Source organism: Stenotrophomonas sp. YJH_SMC_4, assembly GCF_059371575.1.
On sequence record NZ_JCAFUR010000019.1, the window covers coordinates 22,305 to 43,786 of the forward strand.

19 protein-coding genes are annotated in these 21,482 nt (G+C 68.8%); 12 read left to right on the top strand and 7 right to left on the bottom strand.

What is annotated here, in order from left to right; genetic code table 11:
- Positions 1–19: 19 nt before the first annotated feature.
- Positions 20–418 (top strand): hypothetical protein, encoded by a 399-nt coding sequence (locus AC5P9F_RS17805; protein ID WP_043035325.1) that lies wholly within the window; start codon positions 20–22, stop codon positions 416–418.
- A 468-nt stretch (positions 419–886) separates the two neighbouring features.
- Here AC5P9F_RS17805 and recD read toward each other — a convergent pair whose 3' ends face one another.
- The 3 genes from recD to recC are packed head-to-tail and all read right to left on the bottom strand — an operon-like array spanning position 887 to position 9,788.
- Positions 887–2,767, bottom strand: coding sequence for an exodeoxyribonuclease V subunit alpha (gene recD / locus AC5P9F_RS17810; protein WP_308679520.1), 1,881 nt, complete (start codon positions 2,765–2,767; stop codon positions 887–889).
- Entirely contained in the window at positions 2,764–6,444 is a 3,681-nt protein-coding gene (gene recB / locus AC5P9F_RS17815; protein ID WP_274849979.1) for an exodeoxyribonuclease V subunit beta, read from the bottom strand. Before recB ends, recD begins: the two co-directional genes overlap by 4 nt.
- Entirely contained in the window at positions 6,441–9,788 is a 3,348-nt protein-coding gene (gene recC / locus AC5P9F_RS17820; RefSeq protein ID WP_049395265.1) for an exodeoxyribonuclease V subunit gamma, read from the bottom strand. Before recC ends, recB begins: the two co-directional genes overlap by 4 nt.
- Positions 9,789–9,977: 189 nt before the next feature.
- Here recC and AC5P9F_RS17825 point away from each other — a divergent pair, with 189 nt between their 5' ends.
- Genes AC5P9F_RS17825 through AC5P9F_RS17850 form a run of 6 tightly spaced genes read left to right on the top strand, consistent with a single transcriptional unit; the run spans position 9,978 to position 14,077 of the window.
- A complete protein-coding gene (locus tag AC5P9F_RS17825) occupies positions 9,978–10,766 on the top strand; it encodes an ABC transporter ATP-binding protein (protein ID WP_164225665.1) in 789 nt (262 codons plus the stop codon).
- A complete protein-coding gene (locus tag AC5P9F_RS17830; protein WP_005414955.1) occupies positions 10,766–11,515 on the top strand; it encodes an MlaE family lipid ABC transporter permease subunit in 750 nt (249 codons plus the stop codon). The genes AC5P9F_RS17825 and AC5P9F_RS17830 overlap by 1 nt, the downstream gene beginning before the upstream one ends.
- Positions 11,516–11,574: 59 nt before the next feature.
- On the top strand, positions 11,575–12,099 hold the full coding sequence (gene mlaD, locus AC5P9F_RS17835) for an outer membrane lipid asymmetry maintenance protein MlaD (protein ID WP_005411706.1): 525 nt from the start codon (positions 11,575–11,577) through the stop codon (positions 12,097–12,099).
- A complete protein-coding gene (locus AC5P9F_RS17840; protein ID WP_005411707.1) occupies positions 12,096–12,758 on the top strand; it encodes an MlaC/ttg2D family ABC transporter substrate-binding protein in 663 nt (220 codons plus the stop codon). Before mlaD ends, AC5P9F_RS17840 begins: the two co-directional genes overlap by 4 nt.
- On the top strand, positions 12,748–13,059 hold the full coding sequence (locus AC5P9F_RS17845) for an STAS domain-containing protein (RefSeq protein ID WP_005414956.1): 312 nt from the start codon (positions 12,748–12,750) through the stop codon (positions 13,057–13,059). Before AC5P9F_RS17840 ends, AC5P9F_RS17845 begins: the two co-directional genes overlap by 11 nt.
- 1 nt (position 13,060) lies before the next feature.
- Positions 13,061–14,077, top strand: coding sequence for an MlaA family lipoprotein (locus AC5P9F_RS17850; RefSeq protein WP_005414957.1), 1,017 nt, complete (start codon positions 13,061–13,063; stop codon positions 14,075–14,077).
- A gap of 106 nt (positions 14,078–14,183) precedes the next feature.
- Here the strand turns inward: AC5P9F_RS17850 and AC5P9F_RS17855 are convergent, their stop codons facing one another.
- The 3 genes from AC5P9F_RS17855 to AC5P9F_RS17865 form a co-directional block, all read right to left on the bottom strand.
- Positions 14,184–14,729: a glutathione peroxidase gene (locus AC5P9F_RS17855; RefSeq protein WP_005411710.1), complete on the bottom strand. Its 546-nt coding sequence runs from the start codon at positions 14,727–14,729 to the stop codon at positions 14,184–14,186.
- A 137-nt stretch (positions 14,730–14,866) separates the two neighbouring features.
- The gene (locus AC5P9F_RS17860; RefSeq protein ID WP_088431868.1) at positions 14,867–15,265 is read right to left on the bottom strand and encodes a hypothetical protein; all 399 of its coding nucleotides are present in this window, start codon (positions 15,263–15,265) and stop codon (positions 14,867–14,869) included.
- 71 nt (positions 15,266–15,336) lie between these two features.
- Positions 15,337–16,887: a DNA recombination protein RmuC gene (locus AC5P9F_RS17865; RefSeq protein WP_274849980.1), complete on the bottom strand. Its 1,551-nt coding sequence runs from the start codon at positions 16,885–16,887 to the stop codon at positions 15,337–15,339.
- Positions 16,888–16,932: 45 nt separating this feature from the next.
- Between AC5P9F_RS17865 and AC5P9F_RS17870 the strand changes: the two genes are divergently transcribed.
- The gene (locus AC5P9F_RS17870; RefSeq protein WP_049395266.1) at positions 16,933–17,538 is read left to right on the top strand and encodes a glutathione S-transferase family protein; all 606 of its coding nucleotides are present in this window, start codon (positions 16,933–16,935) and stop codon (positions 17,536–17,538) included.
- Positions 17,539–17,605: 67 nt separating this feature from the next.
- Here AC5P9F_RS17870 and AC5P9F_RS17875 read toward each other — a convergent pair whose 3' ends face one another.
- The gene (locus tag AC5P9F_RS17875; RefSeq protein ID WP_049395267.1) at positions 17,606–18,613 is read right to left on the bottom strand and encodes a zinc-binding alcohol dehydrogenase family protein; all 1,008 of its coding nucleotides are present in this window, start codon (positions 18,611–18,613) and stop codon (positions 17,606–17,608) included.
- 91 nt (positions 18,614–18,704) lie between these two features.
- On the opposite strand from AC5P9F_RS17875, the gene AC5P9F_RS17880 reads away from it, so the two are divergent.
- From AC5P9F_RS17880 to AC5P9F_RS17895, 4 genes are read left to right on the top strand one after another with little or no spacing between them, the layout of a single operon-like run.
- Positions 18,705–19,676, top strand: coding sequence for a LysR family transcriptional regulator (locus AC5P9F_RS17880; RefSeq protein ID WP_049395268.1), 972 nt, complete (start codon positions 18,705–18,707; stop codon positions 19,674–19,676).
- Positions 19,677–19,690: 14 nt separating this feature from the next.
- Entirely contained in the window at positions 19,691–20,320 is a 630-nt protein-coding gene (gene leuE / locus AC5P9F_RS17885; RefSeq protein ID WP_005411716.1) for a leucine efflux protein LeuE, read from the top strand.
- On the top strand, positions 20,317–20,739 hold the full coding sequence (locus AC5P9F_RS17890; RefSeq protein ID WP_005411717.1) for a hypothetical protein: 423 nt from the start codon (positions 20,317–20,319) through the stop codon (positions 20,737–20,739). The genes leuE and AC5P9F_RS17890 overlap by 4 nt, the downstream gene beginning before the upstream one ends.
- Positions 20,736–21,434, top strand: a complete 699-nt coding sequence (locus tag AC5P9F_RS17895) for a suppressor of fused domain protein (protein ID WP_005411718.1) — start codon at positions 20,736–20,738, stop codon at positions 21,432–21,434. The genes AC5P9F_RS17890 and AC5P9F_RS17895 overlap by 4 nt, the downstream gene beginning before the upstream one ends.
- The last annotated feature ends 48 nt before the right edge of the window (positions 21,435–21,482 follow it).

Consider the following 21,482-nt stretch of genomic DNA (forward strand, 5'->3'; position numbering starts at 1 on the left):
GCTGCAACAGGACGGTTCAATGAGTTACGACATGATGGTGTTCGAGGCCAGCGCCGCGCCACGTGAGGCGGCGGCCTTCATCGCCTGGTTCGAGAAGCAGACGCAGTGGAACGAACGCCACGAGTACGACGACCCGGCAGTCAGCAGCCCGTCGCTGCAGGCGTGGTTCGCGGAGATGGCGCAGGACTTCCCGCCGATGAACGGCCCATTGAGCAACGACGATGACGACCGTGCTGAGGTGACCGAGTACAGCATCGGCCGCGAGGTGATCTACGGCGCGTTTGCCTATTCGGTGGCCGAGCGCGCGCACGGCCGCGTGCAGGACCTGGCCGAGAAGCACGGCGTGGGTTTCTTCGATGTGAGTGCCGATGAAGCGGCGATCGTGTTCCCGGATGGGCTGGTGTTGATCGCGGAATAGGTGTGGCGGGAGGGCTGCGCCCTGCACCTGCCGAATCAACTTCAACGGCAACGTCAAAGGCTGGCATTCCGCGGGATGGCGGGGTAGGTCCGGTTGAGGGGGACGCCGTCAACCCATCCATGGGGGCTTGGTCGCCGCTTGCTCGTGTGCGCTGTCCTGCGCACACGGCAAGACCGGGGTTGGGCGTCCTGCCCAACCCGCCCGAGGCATGCCTCGGGCCCATGCGGCTCACGCCCCCGCACCCGGACCCACCCCGCCTTCGACAGTTTCCTGCGATCTGCCGGCACGGCGTTCTGCTCTGGTGGGTGTCGACCTTGGTCGACACGGTAGATCCCGGCATGCGTGGATGAACGTCGGAATGATCGAAGTACGCTGTTGTAAAGTCGAGCCATGCTCGACTGCTTCTGCCTGGCGATCAGGTGAAGGGGTCAGAGCCCGTTCCCGATGGGAACGGGATCCGACCCCGATTCAGAACAACCGGCCCTGCACCGTGGGCTGTCCGACGCGCAGCGGTGCTGCGGCCACCGCTTCCGCACCCAGCCGCCAGGCCAGGCCACCCAATCGGCTGGCGTGGCGTTTCAACGCGGCCTGCAGCACCTCTGCGCTGCCCGCCACATGCAGCACCTGGCGGGCGCGGGTCAGGCCGGTGTAGACCAGCTCGCGCGACAGCACGCGGCTGTCCTGGCGCGGCAGCTGCAACCACACTTCATCGAACTCCGAGCCCTGCGCCTTGTGCACGGTCATCGCAAAGGCGCTTTCGTGCGCGGGCAGTGCGGCCGGGTGGAAGGCGCGCGGCTGGTCGACGCTGTCGCCAGGGAACCAGGCCACCATCGCGCCGCTGCCATCGCGCAGGCAGATGCCGATATCGCCGTTGAACAGGCGGTGCCGGTAGCTGTTCTCGGTGACCAGCAGCAGGCGGCCCTGGAAGTAGCCCGGGGTGTTGCCAGCCAGCAGCTGTTCGATGCGGCTGTTGAGCCCGCGCGCACCCTGCGGGCCTTCGCGCAGCGCGGTCAGCACGCGCAGTCGCCCGGCCTGCTGCAGGGCAAGCACCGGATCGGCGGCGTCGGCCAACGCACGCCAATGGCCCAGCAGGTGCTCGCGCTGGCCGCGCAGTGGATCGGCTTCGCCTTCGTGGAAATGCACGCCGGCCAGTTCACCACTGCGCAGCAGCTGCAGCGCGGTACCGCTGTCGCCCTCGCGCACGGCATGGGCCAGCGGTGCCAGGTCCAGCGCATCGCTCTGCCGGTAACCGCGCTGCAACTGCACGCGGCGGCCAGCGAAGGCGCGCGGTGCGGCCTGTGGTTGCAGCGTGGCCGGAAGCAGCAGACCCTGCAGCGCCTGCGCGTCGTCGGCGCGGGTGCCGATGCCATCACCGCTGGCACGCAGGATCGCACTGAGTACGTCGCCGGCCTCCACCGACGGCAGCTGGTCGGGATCGCCGAGCAGGATCAGCCGCGTGCCGCTGGCGATCGCATCGACCAGCTTGGCCATCATCGGCAGATCGATCATCGAGGCTTCGTCGACCACCACCACGTCCACCGGCAGCGGGTTGTCGGCGTGGTGGCGGAAGCGTGGCGAATCCGGGATCACGCCGAGCAGGCGATGCAGGGTGGTGCCGGTACTGGGCAATGCCGCGCATAGCGCCGGGTCCACGCCGTTCTCCTGCAGGCGCTGCACGGCCAGACGCAGGCTCTCGGCCATGCGCTCGGCGGCGCGTCCGGTAGGCGCGGCCAGCGCCACTTCGGGCAGCGGCTGGCCGGCATGCCGGGCCTGCGCCGCCAGCAGCAGCAACAGGCGCGCGATGGTGGTGGTCTTGCCGGTGCCGGGGCCGCCAGTCACCAGCGCCAGCGGATGGCGCAGGGTCACGCCGGCGGCACGGGCCTGGTGATCCTCGCTGCCCGATGCCTGCGGGAACAGCTGCGCGAACAAGGGTGCCAGCGCTGCCATGTCCGGTGCCGGCAGCGGATGCCGGCCGATGCGCTGCAGCCCGGCGGCCAACTGCCGTTCGTACTCGCGGTAGCGGCGCAGGTAGAGCAGGCCGTTCTCCAGCACCAGCGGCGCATCCTCGGCGATGGCGTCGGCCTGCTCGGGTATAGCCACCCAAGGCGATGCGCGCAGTTGTGCCAGCCACTCCTGCGCGGCGGGCCACTCGGGCACCCCTTCCAGCAGGCGCTGCGGCTGCGCCGGATCGAAGCCGGCGTGGCCCTGCGCCACCGCCAGCGAGGCCAGCGCCGCCGCCAGCGCCACGCTCTCCGGCGTGTCGCCGCGCAGCCGCATCAGGCTGGTCGCCAACGCGTGGTCGAGGGTGCGCAGCAGGCCCTTCTGGTGCAGTTCCTTCAGCAGGCTCATGCGCTGGCCCCACGGGCACGTGCGGCCAGTTCGGCTTGGGCCTGTTCGCCACCGGCGAACAACGCATCCAGTGCATCTACCAGCGCCAGCGGGAAACGGTCCACATGCACACCGTTGCCGGTGCCATCGAGGCCGCGGCAGAACAGGTAGCGGATGCCGCCCATGTCACGCTCGTAGTCGTAGGCCGCGCCCAGGCGGAAGCGCAGCCAGCGATGCAGGGCCACGGTATAGATCAGCGCCTGCAGGTCGTACTCGCTGTGGCGCATGGCGATGGCCAGCAGGTCCGGGCTGTAGCCGGGCAGACGATTGGATTTGTAGTCGAGCACGTACCAGCGCCCGTCGCGCACGTAGGTCAGGTCGATCATGCCGGTCATCAGCCCTTCCAGGCGGCGGCGCTGGCCGAAGCCTCGACGACCACTGGAAACACCGTGGGCATGCAGCACCTGCAGCAGCGCCGGCACCGTGGTCGGCTCGATGGCGAAATGGAAGTCGATTTCCGCGCGCCGCTCGCCTTCGCCCAGGCTGTAAAGGGCGCCGCCTTCGGGCAGCGGCACGGTGAGCGTGTGGCCGACCAGCGGCACCAGCACGGCCACGCCATCGTCCAGGTCGACGTCGGCATAGCCTTCGTCGTGCAGCGCCTTGCGTAGCACCTCGGCTTGCCCCTCGGGCGCTTCCCTGCCCGGCTGCCAGTCACCCCAGGCAACGAAGTCGACGTTCTCCATCGCCTCGTGCAGCACATTGCCGAAGCGGCTGCCCATGAAGCGCGGGTCGATCGGCACGCTGTCTTCGACGGCCGCGGCGGGTTCCGGCAGCGCCGGTTCCAGCGGCAGCTCCGGGCCGGCCGGTTCGTCGGCGGCCGGTGCCGGCAGCTCGGTGGCGGCCGCTTCAATATCACTGCCAGCGCCCGCATCGGCATGCGCCAGCTGGGTGAAGCTGTACACCCACCAGTCATGCGGCACGCGCCGGGTCAGTGCACGTACCGCCGGCAGGTCACCTTCCACTTCGGCCGCCAGCTGCGGCAGCGCGGCCGGTGCCTCGCTGTCATCAATATGCACATCGGCGTGCGCGCGCAGCGCCTGCAGGTCACCCAGCAGTGGCGCCAGACGCGTCCTGCCGAGCCCGGCCAGATCACCCACGGCGATCCACAGCGCATGCTCGGCGCGGGTCAGTCCCACATAGAGCAGGCGCGCATCCTCGGCACGCTGCTCGCGCTCACGCTGCGCGTTGGCCGCTTCCCAGGCCTCGTCCTTGTCCAGCTTCCAGTGCAGCTGGCGCTGGCCCCCAAAGTGCACGGTGCAGTGCGGGGCGGTGTTCGGCGCGCCGCCGTCGATGCCGACGAAGGGCAGGAACACCAGCGGATACTCCAGGCCCTTGCTCTTGTGCAGGGTGATGATCTGCACGCGGCGCGCATCCGACTCCAGGCGCAGGAGCTGCTGCTCGTCATCCTGGTCGGCACTGGCCATCTGCCCCTGCAGCCAGTCCAGCAGGCCATGCATGCCCAGCGCCTGCGCCGAAGCCTCCTGCAGCAGTTCACCCAGCTGCAGGTAATTGGTCAGGCGGCGCTCGCCATCGATCAGCGCCAGCAGGCGTTCACCCTGTGCGGCACAGACATCGGCAATCACTGCGAACGGTCCGCCGCGCTGCCAGCGCTCGCGCCAATGCAGCAGCTGTGCCTGGAACCCGCGTTGCAGGTCACCTTCGCGTTCCATTGCCGCGATCGCGCTGGCCCGCTGGCCAAGCAGCACGGTGGCCAGCGCTGCACGCAGGCGGCCTTCGTCGGCCGGTTGCAGCAGTGCCAGCAGCAGCGCACGAAGATCGCGGGCTTCAGCAGTGGCGAACAGGCTCTGCTTGCCGGCCGCCACCGCGGGAATGCCGACCGCGGCCAGCGCACGCTGTACCAGGGTGGCCTCGCGATGCGAGCGCACCAGCACCGCGATATCACCGGGCTGCACCGGTCGCCCACGCAACACGGCATTTCCCGCGCGCGCATCGACCAGGATCTGGTGAATCGCGGCCACGCAGGCCTGGGTCGCCGCATCGCGCGAGGCATCGGCGCTCATCGCCTTGTCACCGCCACTGCGCAGCACGCGCAGGGTGAGTGCCTTGGCGGCCTGGCCGTCGCGCAGGTAGTCCGCATCGCTGCGCACGCCACCGGGCCGCACCGGCTCGAACCGGATGTCGCGTTCGAGGAAGGCGTCTTCGCCACCGTTGTCGTACAGCGCCTGCAACGCGCGCAACACAGACGGTCGCGAGCGGAAGTTCTGGTCCAGCACCGGCGCCTGCTGCGCCACCTGCTTGGCCTTCAGGTAGGTGTGGATGTCGCCACCGCGGAAACCGTAGATCGCCTGCTTGGGGTCGCCGATCAGGAACAGCGCCGGCGCCAGGCCGAGTTCGCGCACCTCCGGCGAATCGCCGAACACGGTGTGGAAGATGCCCCACTGGCGATCGTCGGTGTCCTGGAACTCATCGACCAGCGCGATGCGGTACTGCGCACGCAGTTGCCTGACCAGCGTCAGCCGCTGCGGGCCTTCCAGTGCGAGCGCTACGCCATCAATCAGATCGTCGTAGGTCTGTACCCGGCGCGTACGCTTCATCGCCTGCAGGCGCTGCGTGGCTTCGGCGCGAAGCGTGTGCAGGAAATCCAGCGCGGTACCACGCAGCCAGGCATCGCGTTCGGCCAGCAGCGCGACATAGCGCGCCAACGGCGCCTGCAATGGCGACGACGGCGTGCGATCAGGGAATTTCTTGTTGGTCTTGTCGGCCAGCACCTCCGGCAGCAGTGCCGGCAGGCGATCGCTGGCCAGCAGCTCGCGCGGGTCGGCGCGCTCGGCCCAGGCCAGCAGCTGCCGGCCCAGCGCGTGCAGCCAGCCCAGCTTGTACGACACGCCGTTGAGCCACTTGTTGTCGACGGCATCGCAGAGGTCGATGAAGAACTGCTCGCCATGCTCGCGCACGCTTGCGGACAGGGCTTCCGCCGCGCTCTGCAATGCCGGGCGTGGATCGGCCAGCGCCGTCGGCCGTGGCAGCGGATGCAGCGGCGGTGTGCCCAGCAGCGCGCGCAGATCGGCGGCCAGCGCGTCGGGGCTGGACCACAGCCAGGTCAGCGGCTCCAGCGTGGCCGGGTCGTTGGCATGCACGCGCCACAGATCGGCCGCGAGCTCCTCCAGCAGTTCACGGTCGCTGGCCAGCAGTTCCGGCGGATCAAAGGTGTGGCCGCTTTCCAGCGCATGCTCGCGCAGCACGCGGGTACAGAAACCATGAATGGTGAAGATGGACGCCAGGTCGATCTCGTCTGCGGCCACCTGCAGGCGGCGTTTCAGTGCGGCGGCGCTCTCGGTGCCGCCCCGCAGATGGCGCTGCAGCACGTCGCGCGTCAATCGTACCTCCGGTGCTTCACCGTCGGCCGCTTCCAGGTCGACCAGGCGCGCGGCCAGCGCCAGGCGCTCGCGGATGCGCTTGCGCAGTTCCTGGGTGGCGGCATCGGTGAAGGTCACCGCCAGGATCTGGCCGATGCGCAGGCCCTGCTCCACCACCAGGCGGGTGAACAACGTGGCCAGGGTGAAGGTCTTGCCGGTGCCGGCGCTGGCTTCGATCAGCCGGATGCCCTCCAGCGACAGCGCCAGATAGGGATCGCGGCTGAGGGATGCGAGGCCGTCTTCGGCGATGGCGATGTTCATGCGTTGCCCTCCTGGCGTGCTTCGGTGCCGAGAGCGCGGCCTTCGCGCACCGCGCTGAAGACCAGCTGGCTGTTGTGCAGCAGGTCAGCGTAGCTGGCCTCAGTAGCGAACGGGTCGGCCCCCCGCAGCAGCAGCTGCCAGGCGTCGCTGCTGGATTCACCCCAGCTGCGGTCGCTGCCGTGCCACTGCTTCCAGCCTTCGCTGCGCTGCTTTTCTGCTGGCGCGTTGTACAGCACCCAGCCGGTGTACGGGGCAAAGCGCAGCGGCTCGCGCAGGCCACGCTGGCGCAACTGCAGCAGCGCACGCAGCGCCGCACGTGCAGCGGGAACGCTCAGTGCCGGCAGTACATGCGGGCCGGGACCGGCGTCGCCACCATCATGGAACTGCACAAGCGGCAGCGCATCGCCCGCAGCGTTCGCCAGCAGCCAGTCCAGGCCGTGGCGGATCACTGCATTGCCATTGAGCGTGCCGGCACGCAGGCGCACCAGCCCTTCGGGATGCCGATCGGCCACGCGGCCATGCAGGCGCACGCCATCGATGTCCACTTCGTAGCGACGGCTTTCCAGTGGTTCGCCCTGCATCCAGCCCAGCAGCGCACTGGCATATGGGCGTGTCTTCAACTGCTCCACCTCGAACTGACGCTCGCCCAATGGACCCGACGGCAGCAGGCCACGCGCGCGCAGGCGTGGGTACAACGGCTCGGTATCGCCGCTGAGCGTGGCGCGCACTACCGCCGCCTGCACGCTGCGCTTTTCCGGCCCGCGCGAAGACAGCACCAGCGGTTCCAGGTCATCCACCTCCTCGACCTCGTCGGCCAGGCGCAGGCCCAGCGACTGTGCGAGGAACTGCCCGGCCGGGTCGCACAGGAAGCGGCGCAGGGTATCGAGCGCGACCTCGTTTTCCACCGCATCGTCGGCCGGCGGCGGCAACGGTGCATCGAACCACGGCTGCAGGCCACCGCGCTGGCCGGTGAGGCGACCGGCGGCCGGATGCCACTGGCGGCGATAGCTGAAGCGACGCGGATCGCCATCGCCGAACGCCGCCGGTGAGAACGGCTGCAGTGCGTGGCGCACGGTGAAGTCGCGGACCGCCGCAGGCGGATCGAGGTGATACGCGGCGGCGGCATCGATCAGTTCGCTGACCAGCACCGACGGCTCGCGCACGCTGCCATCGCGCGGATCGGCGCCGAGATAGCTGAGATAGAACACCTCCTGCGCCGCGGCGAACAGCTGCAGGAACAGGAAGCGGTCATCCTCGCGGGTGGAGCGGTCGCCCGGACGGCGGCGCGGCGTATCCAGCTCGGCAGTGAGTTGGTTGAGACCGGCAGCGGGGTCACGGCGCGGGAAATCGCCATCATTGAGGCCGAGCACGCAGATCACCCGGAACGGCAGCAGGCGCATCGGCACCATGCGGCCGAAACTGATGCCACCGGTCAGCAGCGGTGCGCGCGTATCGGCCTCGCCCAGCGCGCCGGCGAAGTGCGCGCGCACCACCTCCGGCGGCACGCCTTCCTCGAAGCCGGCCTTGGCGGCATCTTCGGCGAACTGGTTGAGCAGCTTGCGCAGGCGCTCCAGCGCGCGCTGGCTGTTGGGGGAACTGGGCGCGGTGGGCAGCAGTGCATCCAGCAGCGACAGCAGGCGTTGCCGCCACTGCGCCGGGGTCAGCAGCTCGCCCAGTCGGCGCTGGTAGATGGCCAGCACGCGCAGCAGGCGCAGCAGCCGGTCCAGCGCGTCCAGCGCACCGCCTTCCAGTTCGATCCACGGCGCCACGCCGGCCAGGTCGGCCTCGCTGCCGGTGGCGTGGCCGAGTACCAGGCGATCCAGCGCGAACTGCCAGGTGTAGGCGTCGTCGGCCGGTGCCTGGTGCTGGTTGCGGTGTTTCGCATCCAGGCCCCAGCGTGCACCGGCCTGTTGCAGCCAGCCATGCAGGCGGTCGAAGTCCACCGCTTCCAGCCCGGCCGCCTCGGCCAGCGGCGCGCTGGCCAGCAGGTCCAGCACTTCGTTCAAGCCAAAGCGCGAGACCGGCAGGCCCAGCAGGTGCACGAACACATCGGCCAACGGCTCGCCGGCCAGCGGACTGCTGTCGGCCAGCGCATACGGAATGTGTTCCTCCTCGCCGCCGCGACCGCCGAACACCGCTTCCAGGTACGGCACATAGGGATCGATGTCCGGCGCCAGCACCGCGATCTCGCGCGCCTGCAGCGGCGGGTCGAAGCGCGGGTCCTGCAGCAGGCTGCGCAGCTGGTCGTGCAGCACCTGCAGCTCGCGCAGGCGGGTATGGCAGGCATGCACCTGCAGGCTGGGGTCGTCGCTGCGCAGGCCGTCGCGCAGCTCGCCCGAGGGCAGCGCGCGGCGGTGGAACAGGTCACGCTGCAGGCGATGCAGCAGGCTGTCGGACAGGCCGCCTTCGTCCAGGGTCGGGCGGGTGTCCTCCTCCGGATCGGAATAGGCAGCGATTTCGCCGGCCGGATGCACCACCTCGTAACTGCCCAGCACCGCCATGAAGTCGCGCCCGGCCGCACCCCAGGCTTCCAGCAGGCGGTTCTCGCCGGCCGCTTCGCCGAAGGGGTCCGGTGCGCCGCTGCGCAGGCGCTCGGCCAGCGTCTGCAGGTCACCCCAGTACGACTGCACCGGGGTAGGCATATAGAAATGCAGCTCGCCCACCCGCGCCTGGGTGGCCATCACCCGCAGCACGTCGGGCGAGATGTTGAGCGTTGCGAACGCAGACATGCGCGGTGGCAAGCCCTTCGGCAGCGGTTGGCCGGCACCTTCGAAACGGTCAAGGTACTCCTGGATGCGGCGCGCGCGGTAGTCGTGGCCCTGGGTGATGGTGCGCCACAGGATCGCCTGCGGGTCGGCAGGATCGGCACCGGCTGCCCAGCGCAGCAGCCAGTCACGGCGCCACGCCTGGTACTTTTCAAATACCGAGGCCAGCTCGCCGGCCAGCGCCCAGGGTTTCAATGCGTCACCGCCGGCAAGATAGGACTGCAGCGCACGCATCGGTGGCTGCGCCAGCAATGTCGGGTCGCGCAGGGCCTGGTACAGCTTCCAGTGCAGGCCGGCCGCGTCCAGATCGTCCTGCTCGCCGCTGACGTTGGCCTTCAGCGCGCGGGCCACGAACTCGCCCGGGGTGAGGAATTCGAGGTTGGCGGCGACACCGAATTCGGCGGCCAGTGTCGCTTGCAGCCAGCGGCGCATCGCCACCTGCGGGATCAACACCACTTCCGGCGCCAGCAACGGCTGGCCTGGCACCGGCGCACGCACGTTGCGCGCCAGCAGCGCGGCCAGCACGTCCAGCGAGTTGGAATGGTAGAGGCGGAAATCGCTGCCTGGGTCACTCATCATGCACAGTGTGCAGGACGGCAGGCAGTATTCAATGGTCGGCCCATCGACGGTACGGATTGTTCCGGGCTGCCGGCCGATTGTCCCGGCCTGCGCCACGCCCTGCCGTGCAACAATACTGCACCGTCCAGTCTGCTTATGTTCAGCCGGCTGGCCCGATCCTTCGATGTCTAAAAAACGTTAATGGTGCCCATGTCGGCTTCCACCTCCAGTCTGGTGCAGTTGTCCAACGTCCGCATCGACCGGAGCGGACGCACGATCCTGCGTGACGTGTCGCTGCAGGTGCCGCAGGGCAGCATCACCGCCGTGCTCGGACCCTCCGGCAGCGGCAAGTCGACCCTGCTGGCGGCGCTGACCGGCGAACTGCGACCGGTGGCCGGCGAGGTCACCCTGTTCGGCAAGCCGATCCCGCATGACAGCAGCGCGCTGCTGGAGATGCGCAAGAGCGTGGGCGTGCTGCTGCAGGGCAATGGTCTGCTGACCGACCTCACCGTGGCCGAGAACGTCGCCCTGCCGCTGCGTACGCATACCCGCCTGCCGGCCGCCGTGCTGCGCCGGCTGGTGGAGATGAAGCTGCATGCGGTGGGCCTGCTGGCCGCCGCCGACGCCTGGCCGCGCGAGCTGTCCGGCGGCATGGCGCGCCGTGTGGCGCTGGCCCGTGCGCTGGCGCTGGACCCGCCGCTGATGATCTACGACGAGCCGCTGACCGGGCTGGACCCGATCGCCTCCGGGGTGATCATGAGCCTGATCCAGCGCCTCAACCACAGCCTGGGCCTGACCAGCATCATCGTCAGCCACCACGTGCACGAGACCCTGCCGATCTGCGACCAGGTGATCGCCATCGCCAATGGCGGCGTCGTGTTCCAGGGGACGCCCGAGGCACTGCAGTCCAGCCAGGATCCGCTGCTGCGGCAGTTCCTGCATGGCCAGCCGGATGGCCCGATTCCGTTCGATGCCGCGCCACGCGCGAGGGTTGCCTGATGCCGTTCGTCCAAGCCACCCGCTCGCTGGGCCGCGCCGGGCTGTTCTCGCTGACCGTGCTGCGCGGTTCCCTGCCGACCCGTGATTTCCTGGCCGAGCTGACCCGCGAGATCTACAAGATCGGCGCGCGCTCGCTGCCGATCATCGCCGTCGGTGGCGCCTTCGTCGGCCTGGTGCTGACCCTGCAGGGCTACCGCACGCTGACCACCTTCGGCGCGGCCGACGCGTTGTCGACCCTGCTTGGCCTGTCGCTGTACCGCGAACTGGCGCCGGTGCTGACCGCGCTGCTGTTCATCGGCCGCGCCGGCAGTTCGATCGCCGCCGAGCTGGGCCTGATGCGCGCCACCGACCAGATCAAGGCGCTGGAGCTGATGGCGATCGACCCGGTGGCCAAGGCCGTGGCGCCACGCTTCTGGGCGGCGGTGCTGACCGTGCCGCTGCTGACCGGCATCTTCTGCTCGCTGGCGATCAGTGCCAGCTACTTCGAGGCCGTGCACGTGCTGGGCCTGGACAATGGCGTGTTCTGGTCGGCGCTGCGCAACAGCGTCGATTTCTGGGATGACTTCGGCGTGGCGATGCTGAAGTCGGCGATCTTCGGCGGCACCGCCGCGCTGGTCGCCGCCTATGTTGGTTTCCATGCCGAGCCGACCATTGAAGGCACGTCGGTGGCGACCACCCGTGCAGTGGTCAACGCTTCGCTGCTGGTGCTGATGTTCAACTTCGTTCTGTCGGCAATGTTGTTCACCTAACCCCTCCACCGGCGGTGCGCAGGCGCGCGCGGCCACCACGACTCGATCAGGTAATCCACATGGCCATCCGCGGTCCCAGACTCGAATTCTCCGTCGGCGCTTTCCTGCTGCTGGCCCTGGCCTCGCTGATGGTGCTGGCGGTGGCCTCGACCAACCAGCGCTGGAGCTGGGGCAGCCAGGGCTACGAGCTGAAGGCGCGCTTCTCCCAGGTCGGCCAGCTGCGCAAGCAGGCGCCGGTGAAGATCGGCGGCGTCACCGTCGGCCAGGTCGCCTCCATCGACCTGGACCCGGTGAAGTTCGAATCGATCGTGACCCTGCGCATGGACAGCAAGGTCAAGGACCTGCCGGCGGACACCTCGGCCGGCATCTTCACCAGTGGTTTGCTCGGCGAGAGCTATATCGGACTGCAGCCGGGCGGTGATCCGGACGTGCTGAAGGCCGGCGACGAAATTGTCTTCACCCAGCCGGCGGTTGACCTGATCCAGCTGGTCGGCAAGTACATGTTCAGTGGCGGCGCCGGTGGCGGCGCTGCTCAGAAGCCCAACGATGGCGCGCAGGCGCCTGCAACGGAACCGCAACCATGAAGATGAAACTGATCCCGGCCCTGCTCGCCTCGGCGCTGCTGGCGGCCACTCCGTTCCTCGCCCAGGCCCAGGCCGCCGCCCCCGCCGCTGCCGCGGCGCAGGGCCAGGCCGGCAAGGTGGTGATCGATGCCAGCACGCGCATCCTCACCACCCTGCAGCAGCGCAGGAGCGAATTCGGCAGCAACCCGGCCAGCCTGCGCAACTACATCGACAGCGAACTGAACCGCACCTTCGACCGCGACTATGCCGCGCGCCTGGTGCTGGGCCCGCACGCCCGTGGTGCCTCGGATGCCGACATCAAGCTGTTCGCCGATGCCATGGCCGACAGCCTCATGCAGCGCTACGGTTCGACCCTGCTCAACATCCAGGGCAAGCCGAGCTTCCGCCTGAAGGGTGAAAGCCCGCTGCCGGGCAACCGCGGCGTGCGCGTGAGCACCGAGCTGGTGCGTGCCGGCAGCGAGCCGACCCCTGTCGAGTACTGGATGCGCAACGTGAACGGCCAGTGGAAGATCTTCGACGTCAACATCGAAGGCATCTCCTACGTGCAGACGTTCCGCAACCAGTTCGACACCCCGCTGCGCCAGAAGGGCATCAAGCAGGTGGCCAGCGAGCTGCACAGCGGCAGCATGCAGGCCGGGCCCGCGGGCAATGGCAAGTAACGCACTGGCGCTGCTGGAAGGCGACACCCTGCGCCTGCGCGGGGTGCTCGACCGCGCTGCGGTGATCGCGCTATGGCCGCAGCTGCAGGCCCTGCCGGCAAAGCTGGCACGGCTGGATCTGGCTGAGGTCGAACGCGTGGACAGCGCCGGCCTGGCCCTGCTGGCCGAGCTGGCGGCACGTGCGCGCAAGGCCGGCCATCCGCTGGTGATCACCGGCGCGCCGGCTGGCTACAACGAACTGAGCGCGGCCTACCGGCTGTCGCCCAACCTGGATTTCAACGCTACTTCTGCTGCGAGCTGACATGAACGTCGTGCGCACTCTCCCCCTGATCGTCCTGGCCACCGCCCTCACGGCCTGTGCCGGCAAGCCCGCGCGCAGCGATGCACCGGCAGCCAGCACCGTGGTCCCGGCCAGTTCTTCCACCTCGCCCGCCGTCGCGGCCACCGATGCCGGCACGGCTGACGCTGCTCCGGTCGCGCCGGTGGCCAATCCGCCGGCTGCTGCCGCATCGTCGCCGGCTGCTCCCACCGACAGCGGCGACGGCAGCGCGGCGAAGACCTCAGCCGCCACCGCGCCCGGTGGCGATGACGACTTCGATGCCCTCTATGGCGGTGCCGGCAACACCACCAACGCAGCGGCCTACGATCCGTGGGAACCGTTCAACCGCAAGGTGCACAAGTTCAACAACGCGGTCGACCGCGGCGTCGCGCGTCCGCTGGCCACCGCCTATACCCACGTGGTGCCGCGCTTCGCCCGCACCGGCGTCAGCAACTTCTTCAGCAACCTGCGCGCGCCGGTGACCATCACCAACCAGCTGCTGCAGGGCCGCGGTGCCGATGCATGGGACAGCCTCGGCCGCTTCCTGATGAACAGCACGCTGGGCATCGGTGGCCTGTTCGATCCGGCCAGCAAGGCGATGGTGCCGCGCCGCAATGAGGACTTCGGCCAGACCCTGGGTGCCTGGGGCTGGCGTCGTTCGCGCTACGTGGAACTGCCGTTCTTCGGCCCGCGTACCGTGCGCGACGTGTTCGGCCTGGCCGGCGACATTCCGCTGTCGCCGATCCGCCGTATCGAAGAGGACAAGGTCCGCATCGGCCTGCAGGGCCTGCAGCTGGTCGATACCCGCGCGCAGCTGCTGGCGATCGACGACCTGCGTGACACTGCCGTGGACGAGTACTCGCTGGTGCGCGATGCATGGATGCAGCGTCGCAACTACCAGATCGAGAACGATCTGCGCAGCAAGCGCGAGCGTGGCCACGACGACGCCAATTCGCCGATCCCGGTCGATGCGATGCCGATGCCGCAGTGGACGCACTGAGTCCTTTCAGCGACGCATGAAAAACCCCGCCTCGGCGGGGTTTTTCTTTGGCGCCGTGGGTGGGGTCGGAGCCCTTTCCCGTGGAAAGGGATCCGACCCCGGCCGATCAGGCAGCCAGCGCGGCTTCAATGGCTTCGCGCAGGCGCGCGTCGTCAGCCGCCACGTCCGGGGCGAAGCGGGCGATGACCTTGCCGTCGCGGCCGACCAGGAACTTCTCGAAGTTCCACAGCACCGCCGGCGCGGCGTGGATCGGAATCTCCTTGCTGGCCAGGCGCTCGCGCAGCGGGCCTTCGCCGATCGACTGCGGTTGCGCAGCGGTCAGCTGCTGGTACAGCGGGTGGGTGTCGTCACCGGCCACGCTGATCTTGGAGAACATCGGGAAACTGACATCGTAGGTGAGCTGGCAGAACTGCTGGATCTCCGCTTCGCTGCCCGGCTCCTGGCCGAGGAAGTTGTTGGCCGGGAAGCCCAGCACTTCCAGGCCCTGCGCGTGCTTTTCCGCATACAGCGCCTGCAGGCCTTCGTACTGCGGGGTCAGGCCGCACTTGGAGGCGACGTTGACCAGCAGCAGTACCTTGCCCTGGTAGTCGGCAAGCGAGGACGGCTGGCCGTCGATGGTGGTGAGGGAAATGTCCTGGATCGAAGTGCTCACGCGGGGGCTCCGGCAACAGCGGGGAATGGCCCACCAGCATAGCGCCGCGCGATGTCGGTCGTGCCGGCCGCTGGCCGGCAATCGTGCGATCGTTCGCAAGGGTTCATGAGGCTGCCGGCCAGCAGCCGGCACTACGATCAGTCCACGCAGATCATGCCCTGCGCCTTGCCCTCATCAATGCGCTGGCGGCAGCCGAAGTTCTGGCGGGCATCGCGCTGGCAGGTGCCGGTGGCGGGGCTGCCAACCGCCACTTCGCCGCCGGCAAGGCACTGGCCCGTGCAGTCGCTCTTGCGGCTGCAGGCCTTGCCCGCATCGGCGTAGGGAATCACGCACTGTTCGCGCTGCAGCCGGCCCAGCCGCTGCAGGGTGCCGCCAGCGGCCTGGCAGTCCACATCGCGCGCTTCGCGGTAGGCCTCGGCTGCTTCGGGGCTGGTGGCTGCGGCGGGTGCCGCCGCCGGATTGGCAGCCGGCGGTGCGCTGCTGCAGGCGGCAAGCAGCGCGGTCAGGATGAGACTGGTGCAGAGGCGCAGGCGCATGGCGTTACCTGATCCAGTAGGACAGGCCGCCAGCATACGCATCGACCATGCAGGCGGCGTGTCGACGTAGCTCAGGCTTCGTCGCCTTCGTCGCCTTCGTCCTCGGCCGTGGCATCAGCATCGGCCAGGCCGCCCAGCAGGGATTGCGCCTGCTCTGACGCCAGCGACTCCACGCCGCGCAGACGCCGTTCGATGGTGCGCGTCTTGCGGCTGGCTTCGCCGATGCTGCGGCCGACCGTGGTGATCTGCTTCTCGGCCTTCTCGAGAATGCCGGCGAACTTGCCGAACTCACTCTTCACCGCACCCAGCAGGCTCCACACCTCGCTGGAACGCTGCTCGATGGCCAGCGTGCGGAAGCCCATCTGCAGGCTGTTGAGCAGCGCGGTGACCGTGGTCGGTCCAGCCACCACCACGCGGTGCTCGCGCTGCAACAGGTCGACCAGGCCCGGGCGCCGGATCACTTCGGCATACAGGCCTTCGGTTGGCAGGAACATCACCGCGAAGTCGGTGGTGTGCGGCGGCGCGATGTACTTGTCGCAGATCGACTTGGCCTGCACGCGCACCGCGCGTTCAAGCTGGATGCCCTGCAGGCGCACGCCCTCGGCGTCACCCTGTTCCTGCGCGTCGAGCAGGCGCTCGTAGTCCTCGCGCGGGAACTTGGAGTCGATCGGCAGCCACACCGGCGTGTCGTCGCTGCTGCGACCCGGCAGGCGCACCGCGATATCGACCATCTCGCCACTGTCCGGGCGTACCTTCACTGCCCGCGCGTACTGTTCCTGGGTGAGCGTCTGTTCGAGGATGTTCTCCAGCTGTACTTCGCCCCAGCTGCCACGGTTCTTGACGTTGGTCAGCACACGCTTGAGATCGCCAACGCCGGTGGCCAGCTGCTGCATCTCGCCAAGACCGCGCTGCACCTGTTCCAGGCGCTCGGAAACCAGCTTGAAGGAGTTGCCCAGGCGTGTTTCCAGCGTCGACTGCAGCTTTTCGTCCACGGTGTGGCGCATCTGCTCCAGCTTCTGCGCATTGTCGTTCTGCAGCGCGCGCAGCTGCTCTTCCAGCGTGGCGCGCATCTCGGCGATGCGCTGTTCGTTGCGCTGGGTCAGTTCCTGCAGGCGCAGGCCAAGGCTTTCGGTCAGGCGCTGCTGCGACTGCGCACCTTCCTCACGACCCTTGCGCGCATCGTCCACCAGGGTCTGGCGCAGCGCGCCCAGCTGGGTATCGGTCCGCCCGGTGAGTTCCTGCAGCTGCTGGCCGAAGGCGTGGATGCGCGCTTCCTGCTGCTGCCCGAAGGTTTCCAGCTGGACGCGCAGTTCCTGCAGGCGCTGCCCCATGAGCGCGGCGCCACGCTGCTGGCTCTCCGCCGCCTCGGCACGCGCCTTGCGGGCGTCCTCGCCCAGCGCCTCGCGCAGCAGGTCCAGGCGCTGGTCGGTGCGGGTGGACAGATCGGTCAGCGCGCGGGCAAAGCCATCGAGCTGTTCGCGCAGCTCGCTGCGCCCGGCGCGCGCCTCCTCACGCACCGCCTGTTCGAGGCGGTCGTGCGGCGGGCGGCGCAGCAGGGCGACAAGCTGCAGGATGAGCACGGCCAATAGAAGGCCGCCAATGAGCAGATATTCGGTTTGCATGGGGCAAGTGTAGGCTGGCGGAGTCTCAGCTGCTGCGCCAGAACCATGCTCGCTCTGTACGGAAAGCCCACCTCCATCAACGTGCGCAAGGTGCTGTGGCTGTGCGCGGGGCTGGATCTGCCCCTGCGCCACGAGCCTGCGCCACCCGCGGACCTGCTGGCCGCACTGAATCCGAACCGGCAGGTACCGGTGCTGCGCGATGGCGACTTCGTGCTGTGGGAGTCCAACAGCATCTGCCGCTACCTGGCCGCCCGCGCCGGCCGTGACGACCTGCTGCCCGCAGCAGCGCAGGCCCGGGCCCGGGTGGAGCAGTGGATGGACTGGCAGGCCAGCGACCTCAACAGCGCCTGGCGCCATGTGTTCATGGCGCGCGTGCGCCAGCATCCGGACTACCCGGACGATGCCCGTGCCGAGGCCAGCCTGGCGCAGTGGAACCGGCTGATGGGTGTGCTTGAAGCCCAGCTGGCCGCCACCGATGCCTACGTGGCGGGCGACACCTTTACCCTCGCCGATATCGTGCTGGGGCTGTCGACCCAGCGCTGGCGCAGCACACCCGGCCACAAGCCCGCACTGCCACACCTCGCGGCGTGGTTCGAACGCCTGCGCCAGCAGCCCGGTTTCGCCGAACACGTCGACAACGGCGTGGCCTGAGGCAGGGGTCAGATCCCTTTCCCAACGGGAAAGGGATCTGACCCCGAGGACGCGGGAACAACCAGCGTTACCAGCCTTCCAGCACGATCTTGCCCTTGGCGCGGTGACTCTCCAGCAGCGCATGCGCGCGCCGCAGGTTGGCCGCGTCGATGCGCCCGAAATGCTCGCCCAGCGTTGTCTGCAGCACGCCGGCATCGATCAGCTCGGCCACCCGGTTCAGCAGGTCGTGCTGGCGCTGCATGTCCGCGGTCTTGTACAGCGGGCGGGTGAACATCGACTCCCAGTGCAGCGACAGTGCCTTGCGCTTGAGCGCCATCACGTCCACCTGGCCCGGATCGTCGATCAGGCCGAACTGGCCCTGCGGCGCCAGCAGCTCCACGATCTGCGCGTAGTGCTGGTCGGAGTGGGTCAGGCTGGCCACGTGCTGCACCTCGCTGATGCCCAGCCGTGCCAGTCCCTCGGCCAGCGGCAGGCGGTGGTCGATCACGTGGTGTGCGCCCATCGCATACACCCAGTCCTGGGTGTCCGGGCGCGATGCGGTGCCGATCACCGTCAGTTTCGTCAGCTTCCGCGCCAGCTGCACCAGGATCGAACCGACACCGCCAGCAGCACCGATCACCAGCAGGGTCTGGCCTTCACCGCCGCCCTCCGGAATGCGCAGGCGGTCGAACAGCAGCTCCCAGGCCGTGATCGCGGTCAGTGGCAGCGCGGCGGCGGCCGCATCGTCGAGACTGGCCGGCTTGCGGCCGACGCTGCGCTCGTCCACCAGCTGGTACTCGGCATTGCTGCCCGGGCGGTCGATCACGCCGGCGTAGTAGACCGCGTCGCCAGGCTGGAACAGGGTGACCTCGCTGCCCACCGCGTCGACGATGCCGACCGCGTCCCAGCCCAGCACGCGCGGGCCGTCGGTGGCCACGCCGCGGCGGACCTTGGTGTCGACCGGGTTCACCGCCACCGCGCGCACCGCCACCCGCAGGTCGCGTGGGCCGGGCTGCGGCAGTTCCAGTTCGATATCGATCAGGGCCCGGGTGTCGTCGATCGGCAGGCCGGCGTGGGTGTAGGCAATGGCGCGCATGGCAGCGGTCCAGTGGGGAAGGAGTGCACAGGTTGCGCCGCGCACGGTCGCTCAGAAAGGCGCAGAATCGGGCAGCACTTTCACTCCGGCAATGAAGATGATCCGCTTCGACGACCTGCAGTTGTTCGTCCGCACGGCCGCACTGGGCAGCTTCTCCCAGGCGGCCCGCGAGGCCGATCTGTTACCCGGACAGGTCGCTGCAGCCGTGGCGCGGCTGGAACGCGAACTGGACCTGCGCCTGTTCGTGCGTACCACCCGCAGCCTGCGCCTGACCGGCGAGGGCGCGCTGTACCTGCCGTATGCGCAGGAGGTGCTGGCTACCCTGCGCGAAGGGCGGGCCCGCGTGCAGGGCGAGGACGCCGAACTGCATGGCACGCTGCAGCTGTCGGCGCCGTCGGACTTTGGTCGCAACCTGCTGCTGCCGTGGCTGACCGCGTTCCGAGCCGCGCATCCACGGCTGCGCCTGCACCTGCGGCTGTCCGATGAAGTGGCCGACGTGTTCCGCGATCCGGTCGATGTGGCGATCCGCATCGGCCACTTCGACGACGCCAGCTACGTGGCCCTGCCCCTGCTCGAAGGCAACCGTCGTGTGCTCGCGGCTTCGCCCGATTACCTGCAGCGACGGGGCACGCCGGTGCGCCTGGACGAACTGCGCGAGCACGATTGCCTGGTCTACCAGCTCAGTGGCCGCGCCTACGATCGCTGGTCGTTCGAGGTCGAAGGGCGCCGCACCGTGATCCCGGTGCGCGGCCCGCTGGTCTGCGACGACGCCGACGTGGTGCGGCGCTGGGCGGTGGCCGGCGAAGGCATCACCTACAAATCCTGGCTGGACCTGCGCGAAGACGTGCTGGCCGGACGCCTGCAGCTGCTGCTCGACGGCGTCGGCAGCCACATTCCGCTGCAGCTGGTGTGCCCGCACCGCAAGCAGTTCTCGCCGGCGGTGCGGCAGCTGCATGCGCAGCTGCGCCAGCACCTGCAACCGCTGCTGTCTGGCATGCCCGATGGACTCCCCCACCCCCTGTCGCCCACCCCGGTGCTGGCCGACAATGGCAGCCCCCCGTAAGAGAGAACACCGCCATGCCGTGGATGGGCATCCAGGACCTGTGGACGTTTCTGGTCGCTGTGCTGGTGTTTCTCGCCCTGCCCGGCCCCGGCACCTTCACCCTGCTGACCGCCACCGGCCGTGGCGGCGTGCGCGGCGGCTACACCGCACTGGCCGGCCTGCTGGTCGGTGACCAGATCCTGATGTGGCTGGCGCTGGCCGGTGTCGCCGCACTGCTGAAGGCCAACCCCTTGGTCTTCCACGCTGTGCAGTACCTGGGTGCGGCCTACCTGGTATGGGTGGGCATCAGCCTGCTGCGCACGCCGAAGCACGAGGGCGGTGACGCCGGCCCGATCCGCATGCAGCCGGGCCGCTACTTCCAGCAGGCGATCCTGGTCAGCCTGCTCAACCCGAAGGCGATCCTGTTCTACATGGCCTTCCTGCCGCTGTTCATCGATCCGAAGGCGCACCAGGGCATCGCCACCTTCGCGGCCCTGGCCGGCATCATCCTGGTGGTCAGCATCGCCTACTGCTCGATGCTGATCGGTGTGGGCAACCTGGCCCGCCGCCGGTTGATCCAGCATCCGCGCATCAGCGATGCGCTGCGCCGGGTGGCCGGCCTGTTCCTTGTCGGGTTCGGCATCCGGTTGGGGTTGAACGGATGAAGGCCTGGCTGGCAACCGCGGTCGCACTACTGCTCGCCGGCACCGCCTCTGGCACCACCGTGCAGGACCATCGCTGCCTGAGCGGCGGTCGCAATGACAGCATCCACCTGGAATGGCGCTGGCTGAAAGACGGCCGGGCCGATGTGCGCTACGCCGGGCAGCGCGAGCGCCTGCCCCTGCACCGGATCTCGATGGAGACCACGGTGCTGGCCGAAGATCGCCCGTACCAGTTCGACAGCGTCTGGGAAGAACGCATCGACGGACGCCTCAACGGCCGCTACCTGCTGAGCACGCAGGGTGCCCTGGTGCTGGATCTGCGTTACGAACGCGCCCGCGATGGCCGCAGCACCACCTTCCACGACGACCCCGAAGCCTGGCAGGAAGACGGCTGCCGCTGGCCCGGCAGGGTGGCTGAGTGAGCACCATCGACGACGACACCCTGCTGGAGCGCAGCTGGGAGTATCGGGAGGAGACGCTGTACCGGCGGTTGTTCGGCGATACCGGACCGGGGATCTACCCCCTCGACATGGATCTGCTGCGCAACGTCTTCAAGCAGGAGCAGATCGACCCGCGCTGGCTGCATGTCGGCGTCAATGCGTGCCCTCCGCACGGTGATCGACGGCACTGGATCTATGTCAGCACCGGCCTGTCCAACCCCTGGGAAGGGCGGCACGAAGATGGAGATTCGGGGTGGGGCATCGAACTGATGCTTGAGACGCAGGATGAAGCGACGTGGGCGCTGACCACCTTGCGCTGGTTCACCGCGTACCACCTGCTGCTGTGCCACTCGCGCATGCCCGGCAATCCGTTGGCGCCATGGGACAGGCTGAAGCTGGGGGGGCCGGTGGATCACGCAGGGAGCATGCTGCAGGCGGCCGTCTTCGTTCCGTCATTGCACTTTCCGGGACCCCAGCAACTGCCATCGGGACGATTCGACTTCCTGCAGCTGCTGCCGTTGACCCTGGACGAGCACGCGTTCGGCCGCGCGCATGGCTTCGAAGTGCTGGTGGCCCAGTTGAGAACCCAAGGTGCGGCGCCGGTGATCGATCCGCAGCGGGTCAGCATCGATCTGGCCCCTGCTCTCGTACTTCAATCGCCTCCGGGCTCGCCTTGAGGGATCGAATCATTTCGAACCCTGCCAGCATTTGTGCCGATTCCGGCA